Below are 25,686 nucleotides of genomic sequence, written 5' to 3' on the forward strand. Positions count from 1 at the left end.
CCCGCCACCACGGACCCAGTTCCTCCGGGATCGCCCGCCATTTGGCGCCGTTCCGATGCCGCCACAGGATCGCCGAGAGCGTGCGTTGCAGGTCCTGCGGCGGCGTCTTGGCCTTGGGCCGGCACGCCTCGACCAGAGGCTCCAGTTCAGACCATTGCGCGTCGCTCAGCATCGTCCCTCCCGCAATCAGAGAGACGAAAACGCAAAACGCGCCAATCCGTTCAAGCGACGACAGGCCCTAGGCGAAGCATACACAGAGAACGACCTCGATTTAATACCCAGACTGAAACCATTGAGAGCGGACTACATAACAGATTCTTACTGCAGAGAGATGCACAAGCGCGACCTGTTTCAATGCAGAATAGTCAAGATAAGACCTTGCTATGCGCAGGCAATGGTTAGACTGGTAGCATGCGAAAATGGTCATCCTATCCCACCGCTCAATTATTAGGGTATGACATGATAATCGCATCAAGGATTTTAAAATTTCAAAACAGAGAATCTGAAATCGATGTACAAATCGATATCCATATGCCGCAACTCGATGAATCAGATTGGATCTGCCATTATGAAATTCATTGGCCCGACGGGAAACAGGCGAATTTCGCGAAGGGCTTCGACTCCGTCCAGGCACTACACTTAGGCATGCAGCGAATTTGCCTGGATTTATACATGAGCAAATACCATACAACCGGCAATCTCTATTGGGACAAGCCCGGAAGTGGCTACGGATTCCCCATCACGCCGAACGGTCGCAGCTTCCTGGTCGGCGATGACAAGATCTTCGAAGGCTGAAGACATTGCCTGATTGTCATCGGTTGGAGGCGCGCCCTCAATGCGCCTCCTCCCAATTCAAAGCCGCCCGCGCCTCCACCACCAGCGGCACCTTCAGGGTCAGCGCAGGCGCCGGCGCCTCGACCATGATCCGCGTGATGACCGGCAGAGCCTTGTCGACCTCGTCCTCCGGCGCCTCGAACACCAGTTCGTCGTGCACCTGCAGCAGCATCCGCACGTTGAGGCGTTCGGCCGCGAGGGCGTCCTCCATGCGGATCATCGCCCGGCGGATGATGTCGGCGGCCGAGCCCTGGATCGGGGCGTTGATGGCCTGACGCTCGACGGATGCCCGCTCGTTCGGGTTGTTGGAGCGGATCTGGGGATAGTGGCACACCCGCCCGAACAGGGTGGTGACGTAGCCGAGGTCGCGGCATAGGCGCTTGGTGGTGTCGATGTAGTCGCGGATGCCGGGGAAGCGCTCGAAATACTGCTTGATGAAGGCGGACGCTTCCTCGCGGCCGATGCCGAGGCGATCCGCCAAGCCGAAGGCCGAGATGCCGTAGATGATGCCGAAATTGATGGTCTTGGCGCGCCGCCGGAGATCGGGCGTCATCTCGGCGAGCGGCACGCCGAACATGGCGCTGGCGGTGGCCGCGTGGATGTCGATGCCGTCGGCGAAGGCTTGCCGCAGCTGCGGGATGTCGGCGATGTGGGCCAGCAACCGCAATTCGATCTGGCTGTAATCGGCCGAGATCAGGCGGTTGCCTTCCGCCGCCACGAAGGCGCGGCGGATGCGCCTTCCCTCCTCCGTGCGGATCGGGATGTTCTGCAGGTTCGGGTCCGACGAGGACAGGCGGCCCGTGGTGGTGGCAGCCAGCGAGAACGAGGTGTGGACGCGGTCGGTCTCGCGGTCGGCATGCTGCTGCAGCGAATCCGTGTAGGTAGATTTGAGCTTGGCGAGCTGGCGCCATTCGAGAATCTTCTTGGGTAGTTCGTGCCCGGCTTGAGCCAACTCTTCGAGCAGGGTGGCGGGCGTCGCCCACTGGCCCGAGGGGGTCTTCTTGGCGCCGGGCAGGCCCATCTTGCCGAACAGGATGTCGCCGATCTGCTTTGGCGACGACACCTGGAATTTTTCGCCCGCGTCTTCCTGAATCTCCTCTTCGAGACGCACGAGAACTTGCGAGAAATCTCCCGACAGGCGGCTCAGCATGTTGCGGTCGACGCGAATCCCCTGCGCCTCCATGCGGGCCACCACCGGCACCAGGGGGCGCTCCAGGGTCTCGTAGACGGTGACCCGTTTCTCCGCGACGAGGCGCGGCTTCATCATCCGCCACAGGCGCAAGGTGACGTCGGCATCCTCGGCCGCGTAGGCCGTGGCCCGGTCCAGGGGCACCCGGTCGAAGGTGATCTTGGCCTTGCCCGTGCCGGTCACCTCCGTGAAGGTGATGGGCTGGTGGCCGAGATGGCGCCGCGCGAGTTCGTCCATGCCGTGCCCGCCCTTGCCGGCATCGAGCACGTAGGAGATCAGCATGGTGTCGTCGAACGGCGCCACGTCGATGCCGTAGCGGGTGAGCACGGCCATGTCGTATTTGAGGTTCTGGCCGACCTTGAGCACGCCCGGATTTTCCAGAAGCGGCTTCAGGCGGGCGATGGCCACATCGAAGTCGATCTGGCCGGCGGCGGGCTCGAACACGTCGGTGGCCGCCTTGGCGTCGCCGAACAGGTCGTCCGCGCTCGCCTGGACGGGGGCGAGGTGACGTAAGGGAATGTAGGCCGCCCGCCCCGGCGCGACGCAGAGGGAGACGCCGACGAGGTTGGCGTTGATGGCGTCGAGGGCGTCGGTCTCCGTATCGACGGCGACGATGCCCGCCGCCTCGGCCTCGGCGATCCAGGCGTCGAGCTGGTCCACGAGGCCGATGGTTTCGTAGGCCGCCGTGTCGAACGGCTTGACGGATTCGGCGGCGCGGGCCGCCACGAGGTCGGCGGGGGTCGCCTCGGCGGAGCGGCGGGGTTTGGGCGCGGCATCGGGCAGGCCGAGATCCGCGAAGGGATCGACCTCGGCGGCGCCGCCCGGCGGCAGCGGCACGGGATCGCCCAGGGCCTCGGCCGCGAAGGGGGCGTCCTCGGCCTCGACCCGCTGCGGCAGCAGGGCCGGATCGGGCTGCACCGCCTCCGGATCGACGTGGAGCATCTGCGCGATGCGCCGCGTCAAGGTGTTGAACTCCATGGCCTTGAGGAAGCCGACGAGCTTCTGCGGATCGGGTTTGGGGAGCCTCAGATCGTCGAGGGGCACGGGCACGGGCACGTTCTCTTCGAGCGCCACGAGCTTTCGCGAGAGCCGGGCCTGATCGATGCTCGCGAGCAGGGTCTCGCGGCGCTTGGGCTGCTTGATCTCGCCCGCCCGCTCCAACAGCTGTTCGAGGCTGCCGTATTCCTTGATGAGGGCGGCGGCCGTCTTGAGGCCGATGCCCGGCACGCCCGGCACGTTGTCGGAGGTGTCGCCGATGAGGGCCAGGGCGTCGCCGATCTGCTCGGGCGCCAGCCCCTCCCACTTGGCGATGATGGCGTCGCGGTCGAGGTTGCGCTCGGGCCGGTGGCCGGCCTTGCCCTTCGAGCCCGATTCGAAATCGTAGAACCGCACCAGGGGGCCGACGAGCTGCATCAGGTCCTTGTCGGACGAGACGATGATGACACCCGCCCCCCGCGCCTCGGCCTGGCGCGAATAGGTGGCGATGAGGTCGTCGGCCTCGTAGCGGATGAGCTCGATGGGCTGGAGGCCGAAGGCGCGCACGGCGTCGCGCATGAGCGGCATCTGGCGCTTGAGGTCGTCGGGCGCGTCCGGCCGGTGGCCCTTGTAGTCGGGGAACAGTTCCTTGCGGAACGAGCCCTCGGACTTGTCGAACACGATGGCGAGATGCGTCGGCATCACGCCCGCCGCCCCCTCCTGCACGAACTGGGCGATCTTGGTGCAGAACAGCCGCACGGCCCCCGTGGGCAGACCGTCCGAGGGCCGGGTGTTGTACTTCTGATCCTGATTGATCGACTGAAAGTAGGCCCGGAAGATGAACGACGAGCCGTCGACCAGGATGATCTGATCGCCGGGGCCGACGGGGGCGGAAGCGGAGGTCGTCTCGGCGGTCATGCGGGCGATCAGGGGTGAACTGGCGGGTGGCCTCTGTCTAGTGCGAGCACAGGCTCAACGCTACGCCCCCACGGTATCGGCCATCCGCGCATCACGCGTCCCCAGGGGCTGCTCGGCCCCGACGGTGGTGTCGACTTCGGTCTGGTGCTCCATCTCGGCGTTGATCTCGGCGCCGATGAGCACGATGGTGGTGGAGATCCAGATCCAGGTCATGAAGCCGATGGCGGCGCCGAGGGAGCCGTAGGTCTCGTTGTACTTGCCGAAATTCGCGACGTACCACGAGAAGCCCAGCGAGGTGGCGAGCCAGGCGAGGCCCGCCAGCGCACTGCCCCAGGTGACCCAGCGCCAGCGCGGAGCGTCGCGGCTCGGGCCGTAGCGGTAGAGCACGGCAAGGCCGCCCAGCACCGCCAAGAGCAGGACGGGCCAGCGCAGGAGCGCGATGTACCAAGCCTCGGCGCTCAACCCCACGACGCCGATCACCGCCGGCACCACGACGATCCCGACCAGCGCCAGGATCACGAACAGCAGGGCGCCGGCCGTGAAGGCCAGGGAGCGCAGGTTCAACCAGACGAAATTGCGGCGCTCGCGCTCCTCGTAGACGACGTTGAGGGCGGAGAAGACCGCCTTCATCCCGCCATTGGCGCTCCAGAGGGAGAGGAGGAGGCCGGTGAAGAAGGCGAGGCCGAGGGTGGTGTCGCCCTTCTGGGTGATGCGCTTTACCTGATCGCCGACGATCTCGAGGGCGCCGGACGGCACGATGCCCTGCAGGCTCTGGAGGTGGTCGTTGATGGTCGCGACATCGGCGAACAGGCCGTAGCAGGAGACGAGGGCCGCCACCGCCGGGAAGATCGCGAGGAGCACGTAGAAGGTCACGCCCGCCGCCACCGAGACGATGTTGTTCTCGGAGACATCGTGGAACACCCGCAGGGCGATATCCTTCCAGCCCTGGGCGGGGATCTCGGACGGGGTACGGGCGCCGCGACCCCGCTCCGGTTCGTTTGCCGCCACCCGGCGCGCCGCGGTGCCGGTATGCGACGGCGACGGCTCACGGGTCGGGTTCTTCGCGGCGTCCCGCCGGGAGGCGGTCGTCACCGGCCGCCGGGGCAACGCGATGAGCCCGAGGAGCGCCGTTCCGAGGGCGACGGTCCAGAGCGCGGAATGTCTCGCTTCGGCTGAACCGTACGAAGTCAAACGCTCACGCGGTGATGTCATGGATCGCTTGTCCCGGCCGGTGAAACGTCGTCGCAAGAAAAGGCACAGATGTTCCGCGATCTCACGTCTTGGTTCGACAACGAAGCGTCGCGGCTGCGGGTTTCATGACCGATCACGGATTTGCGAGCCCACGCACGCCATGATTTAGTCCCGAGGTGCGGCCTCCGGCGGCGGATGCCGTGCGCCCCGGCACAAGCAGAGCGATGGGGGGCGGATTTTTGCGCCCGGCACGGACGTGGGGGGAGATCGCGGCTTGCCCTCGGCGACGGCAGGCGGCACGCCTCTCGTATCGGTGTCCGGCGTGGCCTGCGCCCACGGACGCCGTGCCCCCTCGATATTCCGACCCGGAGAATCCCCGCCCGTGCCGCACGCGACCGAGCTCATCGCCATCATCGCCCTGGGCCTCGTGCTTGCTTTCATCTGCGGAATGCTGGCGCAGCGCCTGCGCCTGCCGCCCCTGGTCGGCTATCTCCTGGCCGGTGTCCTCGTCGGCCCCTACACGCCCGGCTTCGTCGGCAACAGTCAACTCGCCGGCCAGCTCGCCGAGATCGGCGTGATCCTGCTGATGTTCGGCGTCGGCCTGCACTTCTCCCTCAAAGACCTCATGGCGGTCCGCACCATCGCGCTGCCGGGGGCCATCGTGCAGATCGGCGCCGCCACCGCCATGGGCGGCGGATTGGCCCTGGCCTGGGGCTGGGGGCTCGGGGCCGGCCTCGTCTTCGGCCTCGCCTTGTCGGTGGCGAGCACCGTGGTGCTCTTGCGCGCCCTCGAGGAACGCCGGCTCCTCGACAGCGACAAGGGCCGCATCGCGGTCGGCTGGCTCATCGTCGAGGATCTGGCCATGGTCCTCGCCCTGGTGCTGCTGCCGGCCCTGGCCCCGTCGCTCGGCGGGGTGGGGGACGGGGTGGCGCACCACGCGGGCGACGGCAACATCTGGCTCACCCTCGGCCTGACGCTGGCCAAGGTCGCGGTCTTCGCCGTGGTGATGCTGGTGGGCGGGCGCCGGGTGGTGCCGTGGCTCCTCGATCAGGCCGCGCGCACGGGCTCGCGCGAATTGTTCACCCTGGCGGTCCTGGCCCTGGCGCTGGGCATCGCCTTCGGCTCGGCGGAACTGTTCGGCGTCTCCTTCGCGCTCGGCGCCTTCTTCGCCGGCATGGTGCTCGCCGAATCCGACCTCAGCCATCAGGCGGCGGCCGATTCCCTGCCCCTGCAGGACGCCTTCGCGGTCTTGTTCTTCGTCTCCGTCGGCATGCTGTTCGATCCCGGCATCCTCGTGCGCGAGCCCCTGTCGGTTTTGGCTGTGCTGGGTGTGATCCTCGTCGGCAAGTCGGTGGCGGCGGTGGCCATCGTCCTGGCGTTCAAGCATCCCCTGGGCACGGCGCTCACCATCGCGGCGAGTCTGGCCCAGATCGGCGAGTTCTCCTTCATCCTCGTCAGCCTCGGCCTATCGCTCAAACTCCTGCCGACGGAGGGGCGCGATCTCATCCTCGGCGGCGCCATCCTCTCCATCACCCTCAATCCGCTGTTCTTCGCCCTGACCGATTGGGTCGGGCGCGCGGTGGCGGCCCGGCCGACATGGGCGGCCCGTTTCGAGCGGCGGGGGGCGGCCGACCTCGCGGCGCGGGTCGAGGCCCCCCCGAAGCGCGGCCATGCCATCGTGGTCGGCTACGGCCGCGTCGGCAGCACCATCGGCAAGGCGCTCGGCGCCTGGGATCTGCCCTACATCGTCGTCGACCGCGACCGCCGCCGGGTCCTCGACCTGCGGCGAGACGGCATCGAGGCGGTGTTCGGCGATGCCACGGCCCCCGGCATCCTGCACGCGGCCGATATCGAGGCGGCCCGGATCATCATCGTGGCGACGCCCGAGCCGCACACGGCCCGGCGTCTCGTGGAACTCGCCCGCGAGCTGAACCCCGGCATCGACACCCTGGTGCGCACCCACAACGACGCCGAGCGCCGTCATTTCGAGGAGCAGGGGGTCGGCCTCGTGCTCATGGCCGAGCGCGAACTCGCCTTCGGCATGACCCTCTACGCCCTGCGCAGCCTCGGTCTGAAGGAGGGCGAGGCCCGCATCTTCGTGGACAGCACCCGCGTCGAGAGCCGTTCGGCCCCCATCGAGGCCGGGATCGAGCAGGGCGTGCCGGAACTGCGTCCGCACAAGGAGGAGGCCGCCGAGGGGTGAGTCTGCCGCCGGTCGGTCGCGTCGAATTCAATGGAAGCGCGGGTCCGCTCTCTGCCTTGCAGGAGAGGGGACCCGCGCGTCCCGAAATCGCATTTTTTACAGTCGAAACCTACGGAGAGAGGCCACTTCGGCATCAAAGTCCCGGACCGCCCGCGAGCCCCGCAAGGGTGAACAGATCCACGGACAGCTTGGCGCCGACCACGAAGGCGTCGGGAATGGCCTTCGGCCGGAACGGGAACCGGGTCTGGTCGGGGTTGAGGATATACTGGAGGTTCGGCGTCACGCGGATCGCGGGCGTGACCTGGATGCCGTAGTTCAGCTCCATCATCACCTGCTGGGTCGGCACGTCGCCGCTGCCGAGGCCCTGGGCGGCGCGGGCGAGGCGGATGTTGGCGAGGCCGAGCGACGAGAACTTCTGGGTGTTGATGACGAAGCCGACGGTGTCGTAGGGCCGGCCCGCGAAGGTGCCGGTCTGCACGGCGCCAAGTTCGAGGAAGTAATCCTCGATCTGGCGACCCGAGGTGCCCTTCATGGCGACACCGAACACGCTCAGACCCTGCGGCGCCGTGGGGTCGGGCCGCCACACCATCTGGTCGAAACGGGCATAGACCCCTGAGCGGCCGAAGCGCGTCGCCGCCCCGGCGCCCGTGAAGAGTGCGGCGCGGCCCGTGGCGTCGAGGACGGGGTCGGCGTAATCCGAGCGGTCGACATAGCCGCCGATGCCGTAATTGCGCGGCAGCACGTCGTTGGTGAAGGTGGTGGAATAGCCGAGCTCGAACGGCATGATGGCACCCGTGGCGCCCTTCGTCGCGAAGTCGAGGCCGTTGTCGCCCGGCTGCTGGTGGCGGGGGTTCACCTCGTAGATTCCGGCATGGAAGAACACCCGGTCGGTGAGCCAGGCTTTCGCGTGCGCGCCCCAGCTCGACACCGGCCAGAAGGTGAAGTTCGAGGTCTTGAACACGAAGGTCGGGTTGCCGCAGGCGGAGTTCGACTGAAAATTGCAGTAGAGCGGCGAATTGAGGAAGGCGATGTTGGCGACCAGCCGCCCGACCTCGATGTCGACCCGATCGTCGAACAGCTTCTGCTGGTAGGACAGCAGCGTCAGGCGGGTGGTCTGCCCGCCGCCGAAGATCTCCTGCACGGAGGTGTTGTTGCCGATGCGGTCGTCGGCGAGGTTGCGGCCGTGGCGGTTCGTCACCGCCACGTGGAACGAGCCGCCCTGGAGCCCGGCGATGCGGTTCAAGTCGCCGTCGAGGCCGAAGAACAGCTGGCCGGCATAGGCCGAGCCCTGGCGGATGCCGCCCACCGGGTTGGCCGCCGCCTGGCCGGTGTAGTTCATGAGCAGGCTCAACCCGTTGCCGAGGTCGTAGACGCCCGCCGCCACGGTGGGGGGCGTCGCCGTCTGTCCGAGGGTGTCGGCGGCCTGGGCCGCGCTGTCGGCCCCACCGAACCCCGGGGCGGCGGGCCGGCGGACGGGCCGGCGGGCGACGCTCCGGCGCAGCACCGCGCGGCGCAGGGCCGGGCGCTGGACGGTGGCCGGCACGGCGATCCCGGCTGCCCTGGCGGGGTCCGGCGGCGTATCTTGCGCCTGCGCGGTGCCGAGCCCGAGCGCGAGCCCCGCCATGCCGATCCATCCAGCTTTCATGTCGTCCCCCCGGTGGTTGTCGATGGTGTTTCGCGTCCGGTCTTGGCGCCGGATGGGAGCCCCCTCCCCGCTCGGGGCCCCGGAGGCGGCGGATGGCTTCAGGCCGTCCGCGTCTTCTTCAAGAGCCCCACCGCCAGGGCGGTGACGAGGGTGCCGGCGATGAGCGCGATCACCGCGCCGGGCAGATTCGTCACGGCGTTGGGGATCGGCAGTACGAACAGGCCGCCATGGGGCACCTTGAGGGTCACGCCCTGGGTCAACGCGAGGGCGCCGGCGACGCTCGAGCCGGCCACCATGGCGGGGATCACCCGCAGCGGATCGGCGGCGGCGAAGGGAATCGCGCCTTCGGTGATGAAGGCCGCGCCCAGAACCGCCGCGGCACCACCGGCCTCGCGCTCCGGCGCCGTGAACCGGCGGGGAAACAGGCGGGTGGCCAACGCGATGCCGAGGGGCGGCGTCATTCCGCCGAGCATCACCGCCGCCATGGGGGCATCGACGCCGGACGATAGGAGGGCGGCGGCCGAGGCGTAGGCGGCCTTGTTGATGGGCCCACCCATATCGACGGCCATCATGCCGCCGAGCACGAGGCCGAGCACCAGGGCGCTCGCCCCCTGCATCCCCTTGAGCCAGCCCGTGAGCCCAGCCAGCACCGCCGCCACGGGGACGCCGACGACGTAGATCATCGCCAGACCCGTCACGAGGGTGGCCAGCAGCGGCAGGATCAGGACGGGTTTCAGCCCCTCCAGATTGCGGTGCAGGCGGATGTGTTTGTTCAAGAACCGCGCCGTGTAGCCCGCGATGAATCCCGCCGCGATGCCGCCGAGGAATCCGGCCTGGAGGTTGGTGGCGAGCATGCCGCCGATCATGCCGGGCGCGATGCCGGGCCGGTCGGCCACCGAATAGGCGATGTAACCGGCGAGCGCCGGAACGATGAGCAGGAACGCCGCCTTGGCTCCGATCTCGCCGAGGGCATAGGCCAGGGTCCCGGCGTTGCCGGGTGCCATGGCGTCGATGCCGCCGAGCGCGAAGGACAGGGCGATGAGCAGGCCGCCCGCCACCACGAAGGGCAGCATGAACGACACGCCGGTCATGAGATGCTTGTAGGCGCCGGCCTGTTTTTCCGCCGCCGCCGGGCGGGCGGGTTCGTCGGAGACGGCGGCGACACCGGCGGCCGGCTGAAGCTGGGCTTCGGCGAGGGCCGTGGCGAGCAGGCCCTTGCCGTCGCGGATCGCCGCCTTGGTGGTGGTGGCGTAGAGCCGTTTGCCGGCAAAGCGCGCCCGGTCGACCCCGGTATCGGCCGCGATGAGAACGATGTCGGCCGCCGCGATCTCGGCCTCCGTCAGGGCGTCGCGCGCGCCCACCGAGCCTTGGGTCTCGACCCGAATGTCGTAGCCGAGCGCCTTGCCGGCCGTCTGGATGCCCTCCGCCGCCATGAAGGTGTGGGCGATGCCCGTGGGGCAGGAGGTGATGGCGACGATCCGCTTGGGTGAGCCCGTCCCGGCCGCCGGGGCAGCGCCAGACAACGCCCGGTCGAGCACCGCCTGCACGTCGGTGAGCACGTCCTCGATGGCGACCTTGGCGCGCTTCAAAGTCGAGAAGCGCCCCTCGCCAAGATCGCCAGAGCCCACGAGGAGCACGGTCTCGGCCCCCGCGATGGCGGCCTCCGACAGGGGATGGCCGCCGGGGCGGACTTCGAACGCGATGGGCTGGTTGCGCCCGAGCGCCGCCTTGCGCAGGGCCTCCACCGCCAGGACCGCATGGGTGGAGAGGTCGCCCCCGCCCACCACCGCCAACAGTTGCGCCATGGTCGTGCCTCGTGTGTCGTCGGATGGGGGTTACGGGCGGGTGAGGCGAACGGCGCCGGCGAGGCGCTCCACCTCGGCGCGGGCGGGCAGGTTGGCCCCCGCCAGGGTGAGCTTGCCGGCCGCGAAGCCCAGCGCCAGACGAGCCGTGTCGTCGAGCCCGGCCCCTTCGTGCAGCGCGGCGACGAGGCCCGCCACCAGGGCGTCCCCCGCCCCCACCGTGCTGGCGACGGCGATGGCCGGCGGATGGGCGTGGATCGCGCCCGCGTCGGCCAGGAACAGCGCGCCCTCTTCCCCGAGGGACACCACCACCCGGGGGATGCCGCGCGCCCGAAGATCGCGGGCCGCCGCATGAACCTCGGGAAGCGACGGCAGCGGCCGGCCGGCCCACTCCTCGAGCTCGTGCCGGTTGGGCTTGACCACCTCCGGCAGGGCATCGGGCTCCGCCGCCAGGGCGGCCGCGAGGGCCGGACCGGAGGCGTCGAGGACCACGCGGGCGCCGCGCACCTTCAGGCGGCGGGTGAGGTCGACATAGGTGTCCGGGGCCAGCCCGCCCGGCAGGCTGCCGGCGAGGATTACGAGGCTCCCCGGCCCGGCGGCATCGAGGAGGCGCGCGCGTGCCGCCTCGAACACCCCCGCCGTCACGGTAAGGCCGGGCAGGTTCACATCGGTGGTGTCGCCCGAATGCTGGTCCAGGAGCTTCAGGTTGGTTCGGGTCTGGCCGGCGACGCGGATGAAGTGGTCGGCGATGCCCTTGGCCGCGAAAACCGCCGCGAACGGCGCGGCGTTGTCGGCGCCGAGAACCCCCGTGACGGTGACGGGCAGGCCCCAATCGGCGAGGCAGCCGGCGACGTTGACGCCCTTGCCGCCGGCATCGGAGCGCGAGGCCAGGGCCCGGTGGACCGCGCCGGGGGCGAGGTGCTCCAGGGTCACGGTCTGGTCGATGGCCGGGTTGAGGGTGAGGGTGACGAGGGGGGCGCTCACGATTGCGCTCCGTCGAGGGCGCGCACGCCCGCCGCATCCTCCTCGGCGCAGGCCCGCGCCGCCAGGGTGCGGAGGTCGGCCATGTTGGAGGCGCGCAGACGGGCCTTCACGGCGGGCAGGTCGCGCGGGGTCATGGAGAGTTCGTCGATGCCGAGGCCGGCGAGCAGACTCGCCCCGAACGGGTCCCCGGCGATGCCGCCGCAGACCCCGACGAAGCGGCCGTGCCGGGCCGCGCCCTCGCAGGTCATGCGGATGAGGCGCAGCACTGCCGGGTGGAGGCTGTCGGCCTCCGGCGCCAGTTCGGTGTTCTGCCGGTCGATGGCCAGCGCATATTGCGTCAGGTCGTTGGTGCCGATGGAGAAGAAGTCGCAATGGCGGGCGAGGGCATCGGCCTGGATCGCGGCGGCCGGCACCTCGATCATGATGCCGAGCGGCACCGGCGGCGCATCGATCTCGCCCCGGATACGCTCGCAGACGGCGCGCAAAGCCAGGACTTCCGGCACCGAGGTAATCATCGGCATCATGATGGAGAGCGGCGCGTCCTTGCCCGTGGGGGCACCGGCCGGCACGTGGTCCTTCGCCGCCCGGTAGAGGGCGCGCAGCTGCGGCTCCATGAGGTCGGGCCGGCGCAGGAGCAAACGGGCGCCGCGCACGCCGAGGAACGGGTTCTCCTCGCGGGGGAGATGCAGATGCGCCACCTGCTTGTCGCCGCCGATATCGAGGGTGCGGACGATCAGGGGGCGCCCGCCAAGGGCGGCAAGCATGGCCGAATAGGTGGCGTACTGGTCGCCCTCCGACGGGGTGTCGCCGCGCTCCAAGAACAGGAATTCCGTGCGCATGAGGCCGACCCCCTCGGCGCCGTGGTCGAGGGCCAGGGGCACCTGCTCGGGATTGTTGACGTTGGCGCCGATGGCGACGGCGTGGCCGTCGCGGGTCCGGGCGGGCAGCGCCCGCTCGCGGGCCTCGGCGGCCTGGGTTTCGGCCTGCGCCGCCTGCCACGCCCGGGCCGAGGCGAGGTCGGCTTCGGAGGGATCGAGGTAGAGCCGCCCCGTGGTGCCGTCGAGGATCGCGGTCGTATGGTTGGGGATCGCCAGGAGGCCGGCGCCGCCCGCGACCACGGCGGGGATGCCGAGGGTGCGGGCGAGGATCGCCGTGTGCGAGGTCGGGCCGCCCTGGGCCGTGGCGAGGCCGATGACGCGGGCGGGATCGAGGCCAGCGGTGTCCGACGGAGCGAGATCGGGCGCAACGAGGATGCAGGGCACGTCGGGCAGGTCGTGGCCGCTCTTCAGGGAGGGGTCGATCTGGGCGAGCACCCGGCGGCCGACATCGCGCAGGTCCGCCGCGCGGGCGGCGAGCACGGGATTGCCCAGCGCCGAGAGCCGCCCGGCCATCCGCTCCACGGCCCGGTTCCACGCGAAGGCGACGCCGTGGCCCTCGACCATGAGCTGGCAGGCAAGGGTGATGAGGTCGGTGTCGGCGATGAGGTCGCCCTGCGCCTTGAAGATCCCCGCATCGGCCTTGCCGAGGCGGCGCTCGGTGTCGTCGGCGAGCGCCTTCAACTGGCCGGCGGTGGCCCGCAACGCCGCGTGGAGGCGGTCGCCGCCGCTGGTGAGGGGTTCGGGCGCGTCGGGAACGGCGATCTCGGCCGAGGCCAGGACGTGGATCGGCCCGATGGCGATGCCGGGGCTGGCGCCGATGGCCGGGATCACCCGGGGGGCGTCGGCGGGGTTCCAGCCGGCGACGGGCGCCGTGGCCTTGGCCGCAGCCTCGGCCGCCGCTTTCGCCGCCGCCTTCTCGCCGGCGCTGAGCGACGTCACCGCCGCGCAGATCCGGGCAAGTGCCCCGGCCTCGTCGTCGCCCTCGGCCGAGATGGTGACGGCGTCGCCGCAGCGCAGGCCGAGTTGCAGCAGGGCGATGAGGTTCTTGGCATCCGCCACCTCGGCGCCGTGCCGCACCTGAATGCGGGCCGGACAGGCGCGGGCGACCTCGACCCAATGCGATGCCGGGCGGGCGTGGAGACCCGTGGGGTAATCCACCGTCCACTCGAAGCGCTGGCGCAGATCCGTAGCGGGCCCGGCGGCGCCGGGGGCGGCCGTGTCCTCCGTGAGCGCGGCGGCGATGTCCTCCGGCCGGTCGGTGGTGCGAAGGATCGCGAGGCGGGCCTCGTCCTGGATCAGCCGGGTGAGGCGGCGCAGGACCGTGATGTGGGTATCGGACTGGGCCGCGATGGCGACGACGAGATGCGCCGTCTGACCGTCGTGCCATGCGATGCCGGCGGGCACCTGCAGCACGGCGATGCCGCTCTCCCGCACCATGTGACGGTCGTCGACCATGCCGTGGGGGATCACCACGCCATGCCCTAGGAAGGTGTTCGCCACACCCTCGCGGCGCAGCATGCTGCCCTCGTAAGCCGGGTCGATGCAGCCGGCGGCGATGAGGAGTTGCGCAGCCTCCCGGATGGCGGCGGCCTTGTCGGCCGGTGCGGCGGCGGTGCGCACGAGGAGGCGCGGCGTCGGCTGGGGGCTCGGTGCGAGCATGGCGTGCTCCTCCCGTCATCGTTGTGTTACAAGTGTTGAAAACGTTTTCATAATTCATGTCAACGCGCTCCGGCGCAAAATCGTGAAATTTCTTGCCGAACCCGGCCTCGCCTGCCAGAACGAGCGGCATGAGAATGCAAACGTTTTCCTCCTCCAAGGGTTGGGTGACGCCATGACGGTGGGGATCCGGGATGTCGCCCGGGCGGCCGGGGTCTCGACCGCGACGGTGTCGCGGGCGCTCGGCAAGGGGCCTGTGAGCGAGGCTTTGCGGGCTCAGGTGGATGCCGCCGTGCGGGCGACGGGCTACCGCCCCAACCTGTCGGCCCGGCGCCTGCGCTCGCAGGCGACGCAGACCGTGGGCCTCATCGTCGCCGATATCCGCAACCCGTTCTTCACCGCCGTCAGCCGGGCGGTGGAGGATGCGGCCTACGATGCCGGGATGCGGGTCATCCTGTGCAACACCGACGAGGATTCCGCCCGCGAGGCGATGTATCTGCGCCTCATGGAGGAGGAGCGCGTCTCGGGCGTGATCTTCGCGCCGACCCGGGCCACGGCCGAGGCGCTGGGGCCGGGCGACCTACCCTTCCCCACGGTGTTCATCGACCGGGCCGGACCGCCGGGGCTGCACGACAGCGTCGTCCTCGACAATGCCGGGGCGAGCGCGGCCCTGGTCGATCACCTCGTGGCGAAGGGGTTTGCCCGCATTGGCGGTCTGTTCGGCTCGACGAGTTCGACGGCGCAGGAGCGCCGGGACGGCTACGCGGCGGCCATGGCCCGCCACGGGCTCGATGCGTGCGTCCGGTCCGTCCTGCCCCAGGCGGACGCGGCCGAGGCGGCGGCGTCCGCTTGGCTCGAAGAGCCCGGGCGGCCCGAGGCCCTGGTGCTCTCCAACGGCCAGATCCTCATGGGGGCGTTCCGGGCCGCGCGTCGACGGGGCCTGCGGATTCCGAACGACCTGGCGCTCGCCGGCTTCGACAACGAGCCGTGGACGGACCTCGTCGATCCCGGCCTCACGGTCATCGAACAGCCCGTGGCCGAGATCGGTGCCCAGGCCATGCGCCTGCTGTTCGAGCGCATCGCCACCCCCGATCAGCCCGTCCGCAAGGTAACCTTGAGCGGGCGGGCGATCCTGCGGGGCTCGACGGGGGCCGCCTGATCAGGCCCCGTTGGCGGGATCGCCATCTCGGCCCAGCCGACGCCATCGCGGCCGATGCGTGGGCCTGCGACCGTCAGGGGCGCTTGCGATCCGACTGCCCATCGGATGAGCCGCCGACGGGAACGGGATTGCGGCCGGGTTCGGCTTCCCCCGCCTTCCAGGCGGCATTGCGCTGCGCATCCGTCAGGCCGCCGGGGGTCAGGTCGGTGACGGCCGATTGATCGGCGGTGTGGCCGCCGCCGGCCACGGCCGGCGCCCCGGGGGTGCCGACATCGTCATCGGGTTTGCGGGTCGCGGCGTCCGTCGGATTGGCGTAGTCGGCCATGGTTCACGCCTCCTCATCGGTGCCGACGGGCGCGGTCGCCCGATCGATGGCCTCGGCGGCGGCGCCCTGGGGCGCGGAGACCTGAGCGGCGTCGCCGATGCGGCGGAGGTTCTCCGGCGGCGTCTCGGCTTCCGTGGCGTCGGTGGCGTCCGATCCCGGCGTGCCGGAGGCGATGCGGGCGGTCTCGGCCTGTCCCGAGGGATCGCCCTTGAGATCGCCCTGGGTGCGGGCGGGGATGCCGACGTCGCGGGCGCTGTCCTGGCCGAGGTCCTGACCGTTGCGGTCGGCGTAGGCGTCGAAATCCTTCAGCGAGGGGCGCTCGCGCGATGCGTCGGTCATGGATGTCCTCCTGGGTTGCGAGGACAACGGACCTCGGAGGCGCCGGTTGCTTCGTCCGCGTTCACGAAAGAACGCCTGCCCGAGAGCGGCGGCGCCCCTCGATGCTCAGGCCGGGCGGCCGAGGGCCTCGCGAGCCGTCCGCAGGACGGCGCGATCGGCCGCGATGGACAGCGCCGCCTCCGCCCGTTCGAGGGCGAGATCGGCATGATGCCGCGCCGCGCGGGCGAACTCCACGTCACCGATGTCGTGCAGGGCGGCGAGCGCCTTCTGCAGGCGCAAGCCCACCATCACCGAACCCGCCCCGTCGCGGGCGATGGGAGAGAACGCATCCTCAAACAACTCTTCCGTGGTGATGCCGGGAACCCGCAGGCGGCGGTACCGAGGCTCGTCGGGGGCCAGGGACCGGCGCTCGCTCCAGAGGGCGAGGACCCGGACCAGGGTTCCGATCACGTCAACGACGGTGCCCGGGTCGTTGATGGCGGTGGAGAGGCCGCGCGAGGCCACCTCCGCGAGGACGATGACGCCGAAGCGCGGATCGTCGTCGAAGCTGCGGCGGTCCCCGATGACGAAGGCTGCGGCGAGGCGCTTGCCGAGCGCTTCGTCCACCGGACCGTCGATCTCGGCGAGCAGGCGCCCCGTATGGACGAAACGCCCCGGCAGGGCGGCGACGTGGACGGTGAGATCGGCCTCGTCCGCGAGGGCCTGGAGGCCGGCGGCGTTGACATGCTGGATGTAGCCCGTACGCGGCGCCACGATCCGGATCGCGCCGGCGGGGGCCGGGCACCAGGGCAGACCGCCGAGATAGGGCGCGTCCGCCCGCCGCCGGATGGCGGCGCTCGCCGCCTTCTCGATGGCGTCGATGGTTTCGCCGACGCGGCCGAGATGCGACAGGGTGTCGATCCAGCGCACCAGGGTCCCCACCACCAGGGCGAGGACCAGGAGGGTGAGGCCGAACAGGATGACGCGGCCCTGCTCGCCGTAGATATGCGCCTTGAGGGCGATCAGGCCGACGACGCTGTAGACGAAGGCCCCGAGGAAACTGCCCACCGCCGTCTGGGCGCGGGTGTCCTCCATCAGCAGGGTCACGGCGCGGGGCGTCGCCGTGTTGGTGGCGCCGCCATAGGCCTGGACCATGGTGGCGACGGAGAAGGTCGCCACGGGCAGCATGCTGGTGGCGAGGAGCGACAGAATCTGATCGACGGCGCCCGCGCCGATGGAGCTTCCGAGATCGGGCGGGATCAGGGGGGCGAGGAAGGCGGAAGCAAGGGCCGCGCCCACGCCCCCGACGCTGAACAGGGCGACCCGGACCCATGGGCGACGGGCGCCGCGCCGAAGATGATAGAACGCCGTTGAGGCCAAGACATCACGCGGATTGGATCGAGGGGCGACGAGCCCGAACGCACGGTCACGAGCGGAGGGAGGCCGGACGCGCCGGCCTCCCTCCACGGTTTCAGATGCCCTCGAACAGGGCCGAGGAGATGTAGCGCTCGGCGAACGAGCAGGCGACGGTGACGATCCGCTTTCCCTTGAACTCGGGCCGGGCGGCAAGTTCGAGGGCGGCGGCGACGTTGCCGCCCGTCGAGATGCCGCCGGGAATACCCTCGAGCTTCGCGAGCAGGCGGGAGGTATCGAACGCGGTCTGGTTCGAGACGGTGATGACCTCGTCGATGATGGAGCGGTCGAGGTTGTCCGGGATGAACCCCGCGCCGATGCCCTGGATCTTGTGGGGGCCGGGCTGGCCGCCGGAGATGACGGGCGAATCCGTCGGCTCCACGGCCACCACCTTGAGGCCCGGCAAGCGGGGCTTCAGCACCGAACCGACGCCCGTGATGGTGCCGCCGGTGCCGACGCCCGCCACGAAGGCATCGAGCTGGCCCTGGGTGTCGTTCCAGATCTCCTCGGCCGTGGTCTTGCGGTGGATCTCGGGGTTGGCGGGATTCGAGAATTGCTGGGGCATGATGGCGCCCGGAATCTCGTTGATGAGTTCCTCGGCCTTGCTGATCGCCCCCTTCATGCCCTGCGGGCCGGGGGTCAGGGCGAGCTCGGCCCCGAGGAAGGCCAGCATCTTGCGGCGCTCCAGGGACATGGTCTCGGGCATGACCAGGATGAGGCGGTAGCCCCGCGCCGCCGCCACGAAGGCCAGGGCGATGCCGGTGTTGCCCGAGGTCGGCTCCACCAGGGTGCCGCCGGGCTTGAGCCGGCCGGACGCCTCGAGGGCGTCGATCATGTTGACGCCGATCCGGTCCTTCACGCTGGCGATGGGATTGAAGAACTCGAGCTTGAGCAGGATTTCGGCGTCGATGCCGCGCTCCTTCGTGAGGCGGTTCAGGCGCACCAGGGGCGTGTTGCCGATGGTTTCGGTGATGGACCCGAAGATGTGGCCGTGACCGGGCGTGCGGGTGGGGCTCTGCGTGGACTCGGCCATGGTGATCTCCTGTCGCGGACGTTGCGATACCGGAGCGGGAGATATCGCGTCGTTTGAGGCGGCGCAATCGCCAACAGTCTGGACGCAAAGGGAAATCTTCTCCCTTCACGGGGCATTTTCACAGGTCGAGAAGCTTTTTATGGCGAAAGCCGGATAGCGTGGAAGCTTCTTCCTCAAAGCCTGACTCAGGAAGCGGTTCCCGGGATGGCGCCGGCGTCCGCCCAAGCATCGAGGAAGCGCCGCGCCATCGCGGCGACGCCGAACTCGGCCTCAATGCGCGCCCGTGCGGCGAGGCCCGCCGCGCGCCGAACCGGCTCCGGCAGCGCCGCCAGCCCGTTCAATCCCTCAGCCAGCGCGGCGGGGTCGCGCGGGGGCACAAGGCGGCCGAGGGGACCGAGAATCGCGGCGGCATCGCCCACGTCGGTCGCCACCGGCACGAGGCCGGCGGCCATGCCCTCCGCCACGGAATTGGAAAACCCTTCGCCGAAGGCCGAGGACGATACGGCGATGTCGCCGGCGGCGTACAGGTGGGGAAGGTCGTCGCGCCGGCCGAGCGCCAGGGCGTTGGGCGGGAGATCGAGACCGAGGGTGCCCTCCCCGGCCAGGACGAAGCGCAGGCTCGGCAGGCGCGCGGCGGCGGCGAGCAGGCCGGCATGGTCCTTCATCGGATCGAGGCGCGCGGCGTGGACCGCCACCACCGCGTCGTCGGGCAGGCCGAGTTCCCGGCGCAGGGCCGCGCGCGCGGTCGGGTCGGGCCGGAAGCGATCCGTGTCGATGCCGTTGGGAATGATGACGAGGCGGCGCGGGCGGTAGCCCTCCACCCGGTGGAAATCCGCCCCCGCCCGGCTGTTCGAGACGACAAGGCCGGGCCAGCCCGACAGGCGGCGGCCGAGGGCGAGGAGCCGACCGTAGCGGGCGTGGTCGATGTCTGAATTGCGCAGACCCCAGGCGAGGAGCGTGCTCTTTGGGGCTCCGGCGAGGCGATGGGCGCCGGCCGCGAACAGGTCGCCGTGATAGAGCCAACCCTGGACCACCGCCGGGCGCAGGCGCCGGATCAGCCGGGCGAGGCGCAGAACGGCGAGGGCGGAGCCGGCGGCCCCGCGCGGCGCGATGCGGTGGACGGTGACGCCGAGCCGCTCCAGGGCGGCGGCGTTGGGCCCGTCCCCGGTGAGGCTCACCACGTGCTGCGGCAGGCCCCGCGCCCGCAGGGCGCCACACAGGGCGACCAGCATGGTCTCGGCGCCGCCCGTGCGCAGGCCGGAGATCACATGCAGGACGGGGCGCGTGGAATCAGAGGCCATCACGCCCGCCGGTGAGCCTTACCCGCGCAGGAGCGCGGCGCAGAGAACCACGAGGGTCGCGAAGGCGCCGCTCGCCGAGGCGATCACCAGGGCGCTGGAATGCGGCCCGGGAAGGTGGGTGTAGCGCGTTTCCTCGCGGGCGCCGCTGCGCAGCCCACGGCCCGTTGCCGTCAAGTCCAACCGCGTTCCCATGGGGTTCCCCGTGCCTGCCATGGAGGACAGCAGGCGCCGGGGGCGTTGAACGAGGCGTAAATCCGTCGGGCCGAGTCGGGATCGTCCTCAACGGCACCTTAAGACGGAAGGCCGAATCAGAGCGCGCGGTCGAAGCGCAACTCACCCTTCTGGCTCTTGATGACGAGCTGCGAGCCGACGATGTCCCACTGGCCCGCCGTGCGGAGCGCAATGAAGAAATCCTGCTCGCTGGCGCCGAGGCCCTTGTCGCAGGGCTTCTTCGTGAGGGCCAGGGGACCGACGGCGAGGTGCTGGTCCTTCAGGGGGAAGGCGGTCGCCGCGAAGGTGTTGCAGCCGCCGTAGCCACGGGCGCGGTACTGCTTGTCGATGATGAAGCTCGGACGGTCGGCCCCGGTGAACGACTTGCCGTTGAGGCTGACGGCGGTCCAGGTGGAGTCGAGGGGAAACATCTTTTCCTGCGCCTTGAGGCCCGGAACGTACTGCTTCTTCTCGGGCTTTTCGCGAGCGTCCTTACCGAAACCGGTGATGTTGCCGCCCATCTGGGCCCGCACCTCGCTCGCGGTCACGACGGCACTGGCTGCGATGACACCGGCCATTGCGGCGATCAGGATCGCTCTCATCCTCGGGCCCCTCCTTCGGGTTCAGGCGTCCATGCGGTCGACGGCCCCGCATGGCATCGATGGACGATGTTCGCCCGGCGCAACGGAGACGATCGGTGCGGAGCGAGCATGTGCTAGGGCCAATCCGATAAGATTCCAGCGCAAATATGGTCAAGGCCGGATAAACGCCGTTTCCGGGCTATCCCCGCCCCATCGCACCGACTTGTTTGAACGAAGCCGCCGATCCCCCGTTATCGGGGCGGGGCCTAAGGGCCGGAACAGATTTACGAGGCATCACGTGGCGGGATCGGACGAAGGCGGAGCGAGCGGCATGAGCCCCAACACCATGAGCCCCGCGCAATCCCGCGCCGCCCGTGCCCTCCTCGACTGGTCGCCGGGCGATCTCGCCGCCAAGGTCGGTTTGGGCGAGGGGGAGGTGACGGGCTTCGAATCGGGCGGAAGCGACCTCGCCTCGGGACAGGTCGAAGCCCTGCGCAGCGCCCTGATGCGGGCCGGCGCCGTGTTCGCCGAGGACGGCTCGAACGGTGTGCGCCTCAGCGCGCAGGGAGGCGACGAGGGCACCCGCCTCGGCGCCCTCACCACGGAGAACGACCGCTAGTGCTGTGACGCAATCACTTCGTTCCTGCGCCAGAGCACCAGGCTTTTGTTTTGGCATCACTTTTCCCAGACACGGCTGAAGCCTCCGTCTGGATCGATGCACTAGGAGGCGGGCTTCACCGTCCCGTCGCCAGGGCCTTGAGGTCGCGGGCGGGATCGGCGGCTTCGGCCGGGGTGAGGCCGCCTCCTTGCGCGAGGATGCGCCGGGCGGCCATGTGGTCGCCGGGCCGGTCCACGGTCTCGACGGCGCTGAGGCGGTCGTCGCGGAAGCGGAACACGCAAGCCCCCGCCGGGACGGGTCGCGCCACGCTTGCATCCCCCGGGGTCGAAAGCCCGGCGATCTGCAGCTTGTGCGGCCCCTGGTCGCTCCAGAACCACGGCACTGCGTCGAACACCGCCGGTCGTCCGGTAAGGCGGGCCGCGAGGCACCGGCCCTGATCGAGGGCGTTCTGGACGGATTCGATGCGGACCTGGGCGCCGTCGGCGAAGCGGCTCGGGGCACGGGCGCAATCGCCGATGGCCGAGATCGCCGGGTCGTCGGTGGCGAGGAACGTATCGACCCGGATGCCGCCGTCGACGGAAAGACCCGCCGCTTCGGCGAGTTCCTGATTCGGCACCACCCCGATGCCGACGAGGACGAGATCGGCCGCGACCCTGGTGCCGTCGCGCAGGCGCACGGCTTCGGCCTTGCCCTCCCCCTCGATGGCGACGACGCCCGCCCCGAACAGAAACTGGATTCCGGCCTCCCCGTGGGCGCGGGTGAAGAACGCGGCGGTCTCGGCCGAAACCGACCGCGCCATGGGACGCTCGGCCGCCTCGATCACCGTAACGGCGAGGCCGCGCGCGGCGCAGATGCCGGCGAATTCGAGCCCGATGAAGCCGGCGCCGACGATGGCGACGGAGCGCGCCGCGACCAGGGCGGCTTTAAGCCGGTCGGCATCGGCCCGGCCGCGCAGTTGGTACACGCCGGCCAACTCGGCCCCCGGCACCGGCAGCGCCCGGTTGCGCGCCCCCGTGGCGAGGACGAGGTGATCGTAGGCCAGGGCCTCACCGTTCGCGCAGAGGACGCGCCGGCCGGGCCGATCGATCCCCGTGACGCGCATACAGGCGCGATGCGCGATGCGGTATTCCGAGAAGTAGGCGGCCGGGCGCAGTTCGAGGCCGGCGGCGGTGATCTTGTCCGCCAGATAGGCCTTCGACAGGGGCGGACGCTGGTAGGGCAGATCCACCTCGTCGCCGAGGAGCGTGATGGGATCGGCGTAGCCGGCCTCGCGGAGCGATGCCGCGAGTTGGAGGCCGGCCTGACCGGCGCCCACGACGACGACGCCGGCGGTCACGCCTCGAACTCCGCCGTGACCGCCGAGACCCGCGGCACCGAGGCGATCTGGGGCAGCCAGCGCCCGCCATCCTTTACCACGTAGTCCCAGCACGCGGCGGCGGCGGGGCCGAGCACCTTGTCGGCCCGGCGGACGGCGTACCAGTCGCGCCGGATCGGCAGGCCCTGGACGTCGAGGAGGACGAGGCGCCCGCTCGCGAGTTCGGCCGCCACCGTGTGGGAGGAGATGAGGGCGATGCCCAGGCCCGCCATCACCGCCTGCTTGATGGTCTCGTTGGAGCCCGAATCGATCCCGAGGCGGGCGCGCTTGATCATGATGCCGTGCATGAACTCCTCGAACACCGTGCGGGTGCCCGAGCCCTCCTCGCGCACGAGGAACGATTCCTGAGCCAGATCCTCACGGCTGAGGCCGGTGCGACCGGCGAGGGCATGGTGCGGGGCTGCGACGACCACGATGGGGTGCACCCCGAAGGTCTCGGCCTCGATGGCGAAATCGCGCGGCGGCCGGCCCATGATGGCGAAATCGATCTCGTAGTTGCGCAGGGCCTCGACCATGTTGCCCCGGTTGCCCACGGAAAGGTTGATCTCCACGGCCGGGTGACGTTCGACGAAGCCCGAGATGATGCCGGGCGCGAAATATTTCGCCGTGGACACGACCCCCATGGCGACCCGGCCACCGGCCCCGCCCTTGAGCGTCTCGAGGCGGTCGGCGCAGGTTTCCAGGACGGTGTTGATGCTGTCGATGGCCCAGAGCATCTCTCGACCCGCATCCGTGGGCCGCAGGCCCGTGGGCGTGCGGTCGAACAGCAGCAGCCCCGCCTCCTCCTCCAATTGGCGGATGCGCGCGTAGAGGGCGGCCGAAGTGACATTGAGTTCCTGGGCGGCTCGGGTCATCGTGCCCAACCGGGCGACGGCCGCGACGGCCTGGAGCTGCTTCAGGGAAAGGTTGCGCATTCGGCGGTTTTAGTTTTTTTGGAACCGTCCGCAAGTTTTTTCAAATTGCTTGCCGCATCTGTGGAGAGGCGCCGCCCGGCGCACCGGTTTCGTGGCCGCGCGCGCACCGGCGCTCTGGTTGTTACCCTCCCTGTCGTGGCAAGGAAGCGGGAACACGAAGGGGCCGGCTGGTCCGCTTCGGCACAACGATTTTCGAGGGAAGGTGAGCCGATGTCGATGGAGTCTCTGGAAATCGGGTCTCGCCTCGATGCCTGCCTCGCCGCCGCCGTCGCGGCCGATGCGGGCCTGGCCGACGTCGCCAAGGTGGTCGCCGCCTGCGCCGCCGCCGCCATCGAGGTCAGCACCGTGATCGGGCGCGGGGCTCTGGCCGGCGACCTCGCGGCCCAGGGCGAGCAGAACAGCGACGGCGACGTCCAGAAATTCCTCGACGTGTTCGCCCACGAACGCTTCACCGAGGCCCTGCGCGGCGCCCCCGTGGCGGAGGTCGCCTCCGAGGAGGCCGAGGGCGTGATGCTCCTCAACGCCGGTGCGCCGCTCTCCGTCGCCATCGACCCCCTCGACGGCTCGTCGAACATCGGCGTCAACATGGCGGTGGGGTCGATCTTCGGCATCCGGCCGACGGCTTCGAGCCCTGAGAATCCGCTCGGCTCCTTCACGGGTCCCGGCACCCTCCAGCTCGCCGCCGGCTTCGTCACCTACGGCCCGGCGACCTCCTTGGTGCTCACCCTCGGCCAGGGAACGCAGACCTTCACCCTCGACCGGGCGGAGGGGGGATTCCGCCTCACCCACCCGCGCATGGAGGTGGTGGCCTCGGCCAAGGAATACGCCATCAACGCCTCCAACGCCCGCCACTGGGACCCGCCGGTGAAGGCCTATATCGAGGATTGCCTGCGCGGCGCCGAAGGCCCCCTCGACAAGGACTTCAACATGCGCTGGCTCGGCTCCCTCGTGTCGGACGCCCAGCGGGTGCTCCTGCGCGGCGGCGTGTTCCTGTATCCGGGCGACGGCCGCAAGGGCTACGCACAGGGGCGCCTGCGCCTCCTCTACGAGGCCGCCCCCATCGCCTTCCTGATGGAGCAGGCGGGGGCCGGCGCCATCGACGGCGAGCGCCGCATCCTCGACATCTGCGCCACCGGCATCCACGAGCGCGTACCGCTGATCTTCGGCTCGGCCGACGAGGTGGCGTGCGTGGCGAAGTACTATGGCGGCCGCAATCCCGCCGCCGGCCGCTCGCCCCTGTTCGGGCAGCGCGGCCTGATGCGCAGCTGAGGGGCCGGGCCGGTCGGTCGCCGAGCATGTCGTCGCGTCATCCCATCATCTCGGTCACCGGCTCGTCGGGGTCCGGCACCACCTCGGTGCGCAACACCTTCGAGCAGATCTTCCGCCGCGAGGACGTGAGCGCCGTCTATATCGAGGGCGACGCGTTCCACGCCCTCGACCGCATCGCCATGCGCAAAGCCATGGCGGCGGAGCCGACGCTCAGCCATTTCGCCCCCCGCGCGAACCTCCTGCCCGAGCTCGAAGAGGTGTTCCGCACCTACGGCGAATCGGGCACGGGACGGACCCGGCACTACGTCCACGACGCGGCGGCGGCCGAACTCCACGGCACGCCGCCCGGCACCTTCACACCCTGGGAGAACTTCCCGCCGGGTTCGGACCTCCTGTTCTACGAGGGCCTGCACGGCTGCGTCGTCGACGACAACGTCGATCTCGCCCGCTATGCCGACCTCAAGATCGGCGTCGTGCCGGTGATCAACCTCGAATGGATCCAGAAGCTGCACCGGGACCGCTCGACTCGGGGCTACTCGACGGAGGCCGTCACCGACGTGATCCTGCGGCGGATGCCCGACTACGTGCAGACGATCTGCCCGCAATTCACCTGGACGGACATCAACTTCCAGCGGGTGCCGACGGTGGACACATCGAACCCGTTCATCGCCCGGTGGATTCCCACCGCCGACGAATCCCTGGTGGTGATCCGGTTCAAGGACCCCAAGGGCATCGATTTCTCCTACCTCATCTCGATGATCCAGGGATCGTTCATGAGCCGGGCGAATTCCATCGTGATCCCCGGCGGCAAGCTCGACCTCGCCATGCAGCTCATCCTGACCCCGATCATCATGCAGCTCGTCGAGCGCAAGCGCCGCCTCGCCTGACGAGGCG

The 25,686-nt window shown here is 69.9% G+C and carries 22 protein-coding genes; 6 read left to right on the forward strand and 16 right to left on the reverse strand.

Translation table 11 applies throughout. The features are described 5' to 3' along the window. The coding region (locus tag BM249_RS17735) for a transposase (protein WP_143103793.1) at window positions 1-172 on the reverse strand (172 nt) is incomplete at its 3' end. Between the two features lie 287 nt (window positions 173-459). Here BM249_RS17735 and BM249_RS17740 point away from each other — a divergent pair. Further along, the gene (locus tag BM249_RS17740) at window positions 460-795 is read left to right on the forward strand and encodes a DUF6968 family protein (protein ID WP_425284850.1); all 336 of its coding nucleotides are present in this window, start codon (window positions 460-462) and stop codon (window positions 793-795) included. 37 nt (window positions 796-832) lie between these two features. Here BM249_RS17740 and polA read toward each other — a convergent pair whose 3' ends face one another. Continuing rightward, complete coding sequence (gene polA / locus BM249_RS17745) at window positions 833-3,916, reverse strand: DNA polymerase I (protein WP_091974493.1); 3,084 nt, start codon at window positions 3,914-3,916, stop codon at window positions 833-835. 60 nt (window positions 3,917-3,976) lie between these two features. Next, window positions 3,977-5,128 (reverse strand): YihY/virulence factor BrkB family protein, encoded by a 1,152-nt coding sequence (locus BM249_RS17750; RefSeq protein WP_091974495.1) that lies wholly within the window; start codon window positions 5,126-5,128, stop codon window positions 3,977-3,979. Window positions 5,129-5,489: 361 nt separating this feature from the next. Between BM249_RS17750 and BM249_RS17755 the strand changes: the two genes are divergently transcribed. After that, on the forward strand, window positions 5,490-7,310 hold the full coding sequence (locus BM249_RS17755) for a monovalent cation:proton antiporter-2 (CPA2) family protein (RefSeq protein WP_091974496.1): 1,821 nt from the start codon (window positions 5,490-5,492) through the stop codon (window positions 7,308-7,310). A gap of 133 nt (window positions 7,311-7,443) precedes the next feature. Here BM249_RS17755 and BM249_RS17760 read toward each other — a convergent pair whose 3' ends face one another. The 4 genes from BM249_RS17760 to ptsP form a co-directional block, all read right to left on the reverse strand. After that, window positions 7,444-8,955 carry a carbohydrate porin gene (locus BM249_RS17760; RefSeq protein WP_244528844.1) on the reverse strand — a complete coding sequence of 504 codons (1,512 nt, stop codon included), beginning with the start codon at window positions 8,953-8,955 and terminating at the stop codon, window positions 7,444-7,446. A gap of 98 nt (window positions 8,956-9,053) precedes the next feature. Next, entirely contained in the window at window positions 9,054-10,760 is a 1,707-nt protein-coding gene (locus BM249_RS17765; protein ID WP_091974498.1) for a PTS fructose transporter subunit IIC, read from the reverse strand. Between the two features lie 30 nt (window positions 10,761-10,790). Beyond that, window positions 10,791-11,741 (reverse strand): 1-phosphofructokinase, encoded by a 951-nt coding sequence (gene pfkB, locus BM249_RS22045; RefSeq protein ID WP_244528845.1) that lies wholly within the window; start codon window positions 11,739-11,741, stop codon window positions 10,791-10,793. Continuing rightward, complete coding sequence (gene ptsP / locus BM249_RS22050) at window positions 11,738-14,278, reverse strand: phosphoenolpyruvate--protein phosphotransferase (protein WP_091974500.1); 2,541 nt, start codon at window positions 14,276-14,278, stop codon at window positions 11,738-11,740. The genes pfkB and ptsP overlap by 4 nt, the downstream gene beginning before the upstream one ends. Before the next feature lie 172 nt (window positions 14,279-14,450). Here ptsP and BM249_RS17775 point away from each other — a divergent pair, with 172 nt between their 5' ends. Beyond that, window positions 14,451-15,434: a LacI family DNA-binding transcriptional regulator gene (locus BM249_RS17775; RefSeq protein WP_091974551.1), complete on the forward strand. Its 984-nt coding sequence runs from the start codon at window positions 14,451-14,453 to the stop codon at window positions 15,432-15,434. Window positions 15,435-15,507: 73 nt separating this feature from the next. On the opposite strand, the gene BM249_RS17780 is transcribed toward BM249_RS17775, so the two are convergent. From BM249_RS17780 to BM249_RS17805, 7 genes are all read right to left on the reverse strand, one after another. Continuing rightward, the gene (locus BM249_RS17780) at window positions 15,508-15,759 is read right to left on the reverse strand and encodes a hypothetical protein (protein ID WP_091974502.1); all 252 of its coding nucleotides are present in this window, start codon (window positions 15,757-15,759) and stop codon (window positions 15,508-15,510) included. A 3-nt stretch (window positions 15,760-15,762) separates the two neighbouring features. Next, the gene (locus BM249_RS17785) at window positions 15,763-16,098 is read right to left on the reverse strand and encodes a hypothetical protein (protein ID WP_091974504.1); all 336 of its coding nucleotides are present in this window, start codon (window positions 16,096-16,098) and stop codon (window positions 15,763-15,765) included. A gap of 105 nt (window positions 16,099-16,203) precedes the next feature. Next, entirely contained in the window at window positions 16,204-17,457 is a 1,254-nt protein-coding gene (locus tag BM249_RS17790) for a DUF2254 domain-containing protein (protein ID WP_091974506.1), read from the reverse strand. A gap of 91 nt (window positions 17,458-17,548) precedes the next feature. Then, on the reverse strand, window positions 17,549-18,523 hold the full coding sequence (cysK, locus tag BM249_RS17795; RefSeq protein WP_091974508.1) for a cysteine synthase A: 975 nt from the start codon (window positions 18,521-18,523) through the stop codon (window positions 17,549-17,551). Window positions 18,524-18,708: 185 nt separating this feature from the next. After that, on the reverse strand, window positions 18,709-19,824 hold the full coding sequence (locus BM249_RS17800; RefSeq protein WP_091974510.1) for a glycosyltransferase: 1,116 nt from the start codon (window positions 19,822-19,824) through the stop codon (window positions 18,709-18,711). An 18-nt stretch (window positions 19,825-19,842) separates the two neighbouring features. Then, on the reverse strand, window positions 19,843-20,004 hold the full coding sequence (locus tag BM249_RS21770) for a hypothetical protein (RefSeq protein ID WP_177232448.1): 162 nt from the start codon (window positions 20,002-20,004) through the stop codon (window positions 19,843-19,845). A 128-nt stretch (window positions 20,005-20,132) separates the two neighbouring features. Further along, window positions 20,133-20,636, reverse strand: coding sequence for an META domain-containing protein (locus tag BM249_RS17805; protein WP_091974512.1), 504 nt, complete (start codon window positions 20,634-20,636; stop codon window positions 20,133-20,135). Window positions 20,637-20,961: 325 nt separating this feature from the next. On the opposite strand from BM249_RS17805, the gene BM249_RS17810 reads away from it, so the two are divergent. After that, window positions 20,962-21,234: an XRE family transcriptional regulator gene (locus BM249_RS17810; protein WP_091974553.1), complete on the forward strand. Its 273-nt coding sequence runs from the start codon at window positions 20,962-20,964 to the stop codon at window positions 21,232-21,234. Window positions 21,235-21,349: 115 nt separating this feature from the next. Here the strand turns inward: BM249_RS17810 and BM249_RS17815 are convergent, their stop codons facing one another. Beyond that, window positions 21,350-22,570 carry an NAD(P)/FAD-dependent oxidoreductase gene (locus BM249_RS17815; RefSeq protein WP_091974514.1) on the reverse strand — a complete coding sequence of 407 codons (1,221 nt, stop codon included), beginning with the start codon at window positions 22,568-22,570 and terminating at the stop codon, window positions 21,350-21,352. After that, window positions 22,567-23,523: a LysR family transcriptional regulator gene (locus BM249_RS17820; RefSeq protein ID WP_091974516.1), complete on the reverse strand. Its 957-nt coding sequence runs from the start codon at window positions 23,521-23,523 to the stop codon at window positions 22,567-22,569. The genes BM249_RS17815 and BM249_RS17820 overlap by 4 nt, the downstream gene beginning before the upstream one ends. A 210-nt stretch (window positions 23,524-23,733) precedes the next feature. Here BM249_RS17820 and BM249_RS17825 point away from each other — a divergent pair, with 210 nt between their 5' ends. Both BM249_RS17825 and BM249_RS17830 read left to right on the forward strand, forming a co-directional pair. Further along, window positions 23,734-24,792 carry a class 1 fructose-bisphosphatase gene (locus tag BM249_RS17825; protein ID WP_091974518.1) on the forward strand — a complete coding sequence of 353 codons (1,059 nt, stop codon included), beginning with the start codon at window positions 23,734-23,736 and terminating at the stop codon, window positions 24,790-24,792. A gap of 26 nt (window positions 24,793-24,818) precedes the next feature. Beyond that, window positions 24,819-25,679 carry a phosphoribulokinase gene (locus BM249_RS17830; RefSeq protein ID WP_091974520.1) on the forward strand — a complete coding sequence of 287 codons (861 nt, stop codon included), beginning with the start codon at window positions 24,819-24,821 and terminating at the stop codon, window positions 25,677-25,679. Window positions 25,680-25,686 lie beyond the last annotated feature (7 nt).

Origin of the sequence: Methylobacterium gossipiicola (genome assembly GCF_900113485.1) — a bacterium.
GTDB classification, from domain to species: Bacteria; Pseudomonadota; Alphaproteobacteria; order Rhizobiales; family Beijerinckiaceae; genus Methylobacterium; species Methylobacterium gossipiicola.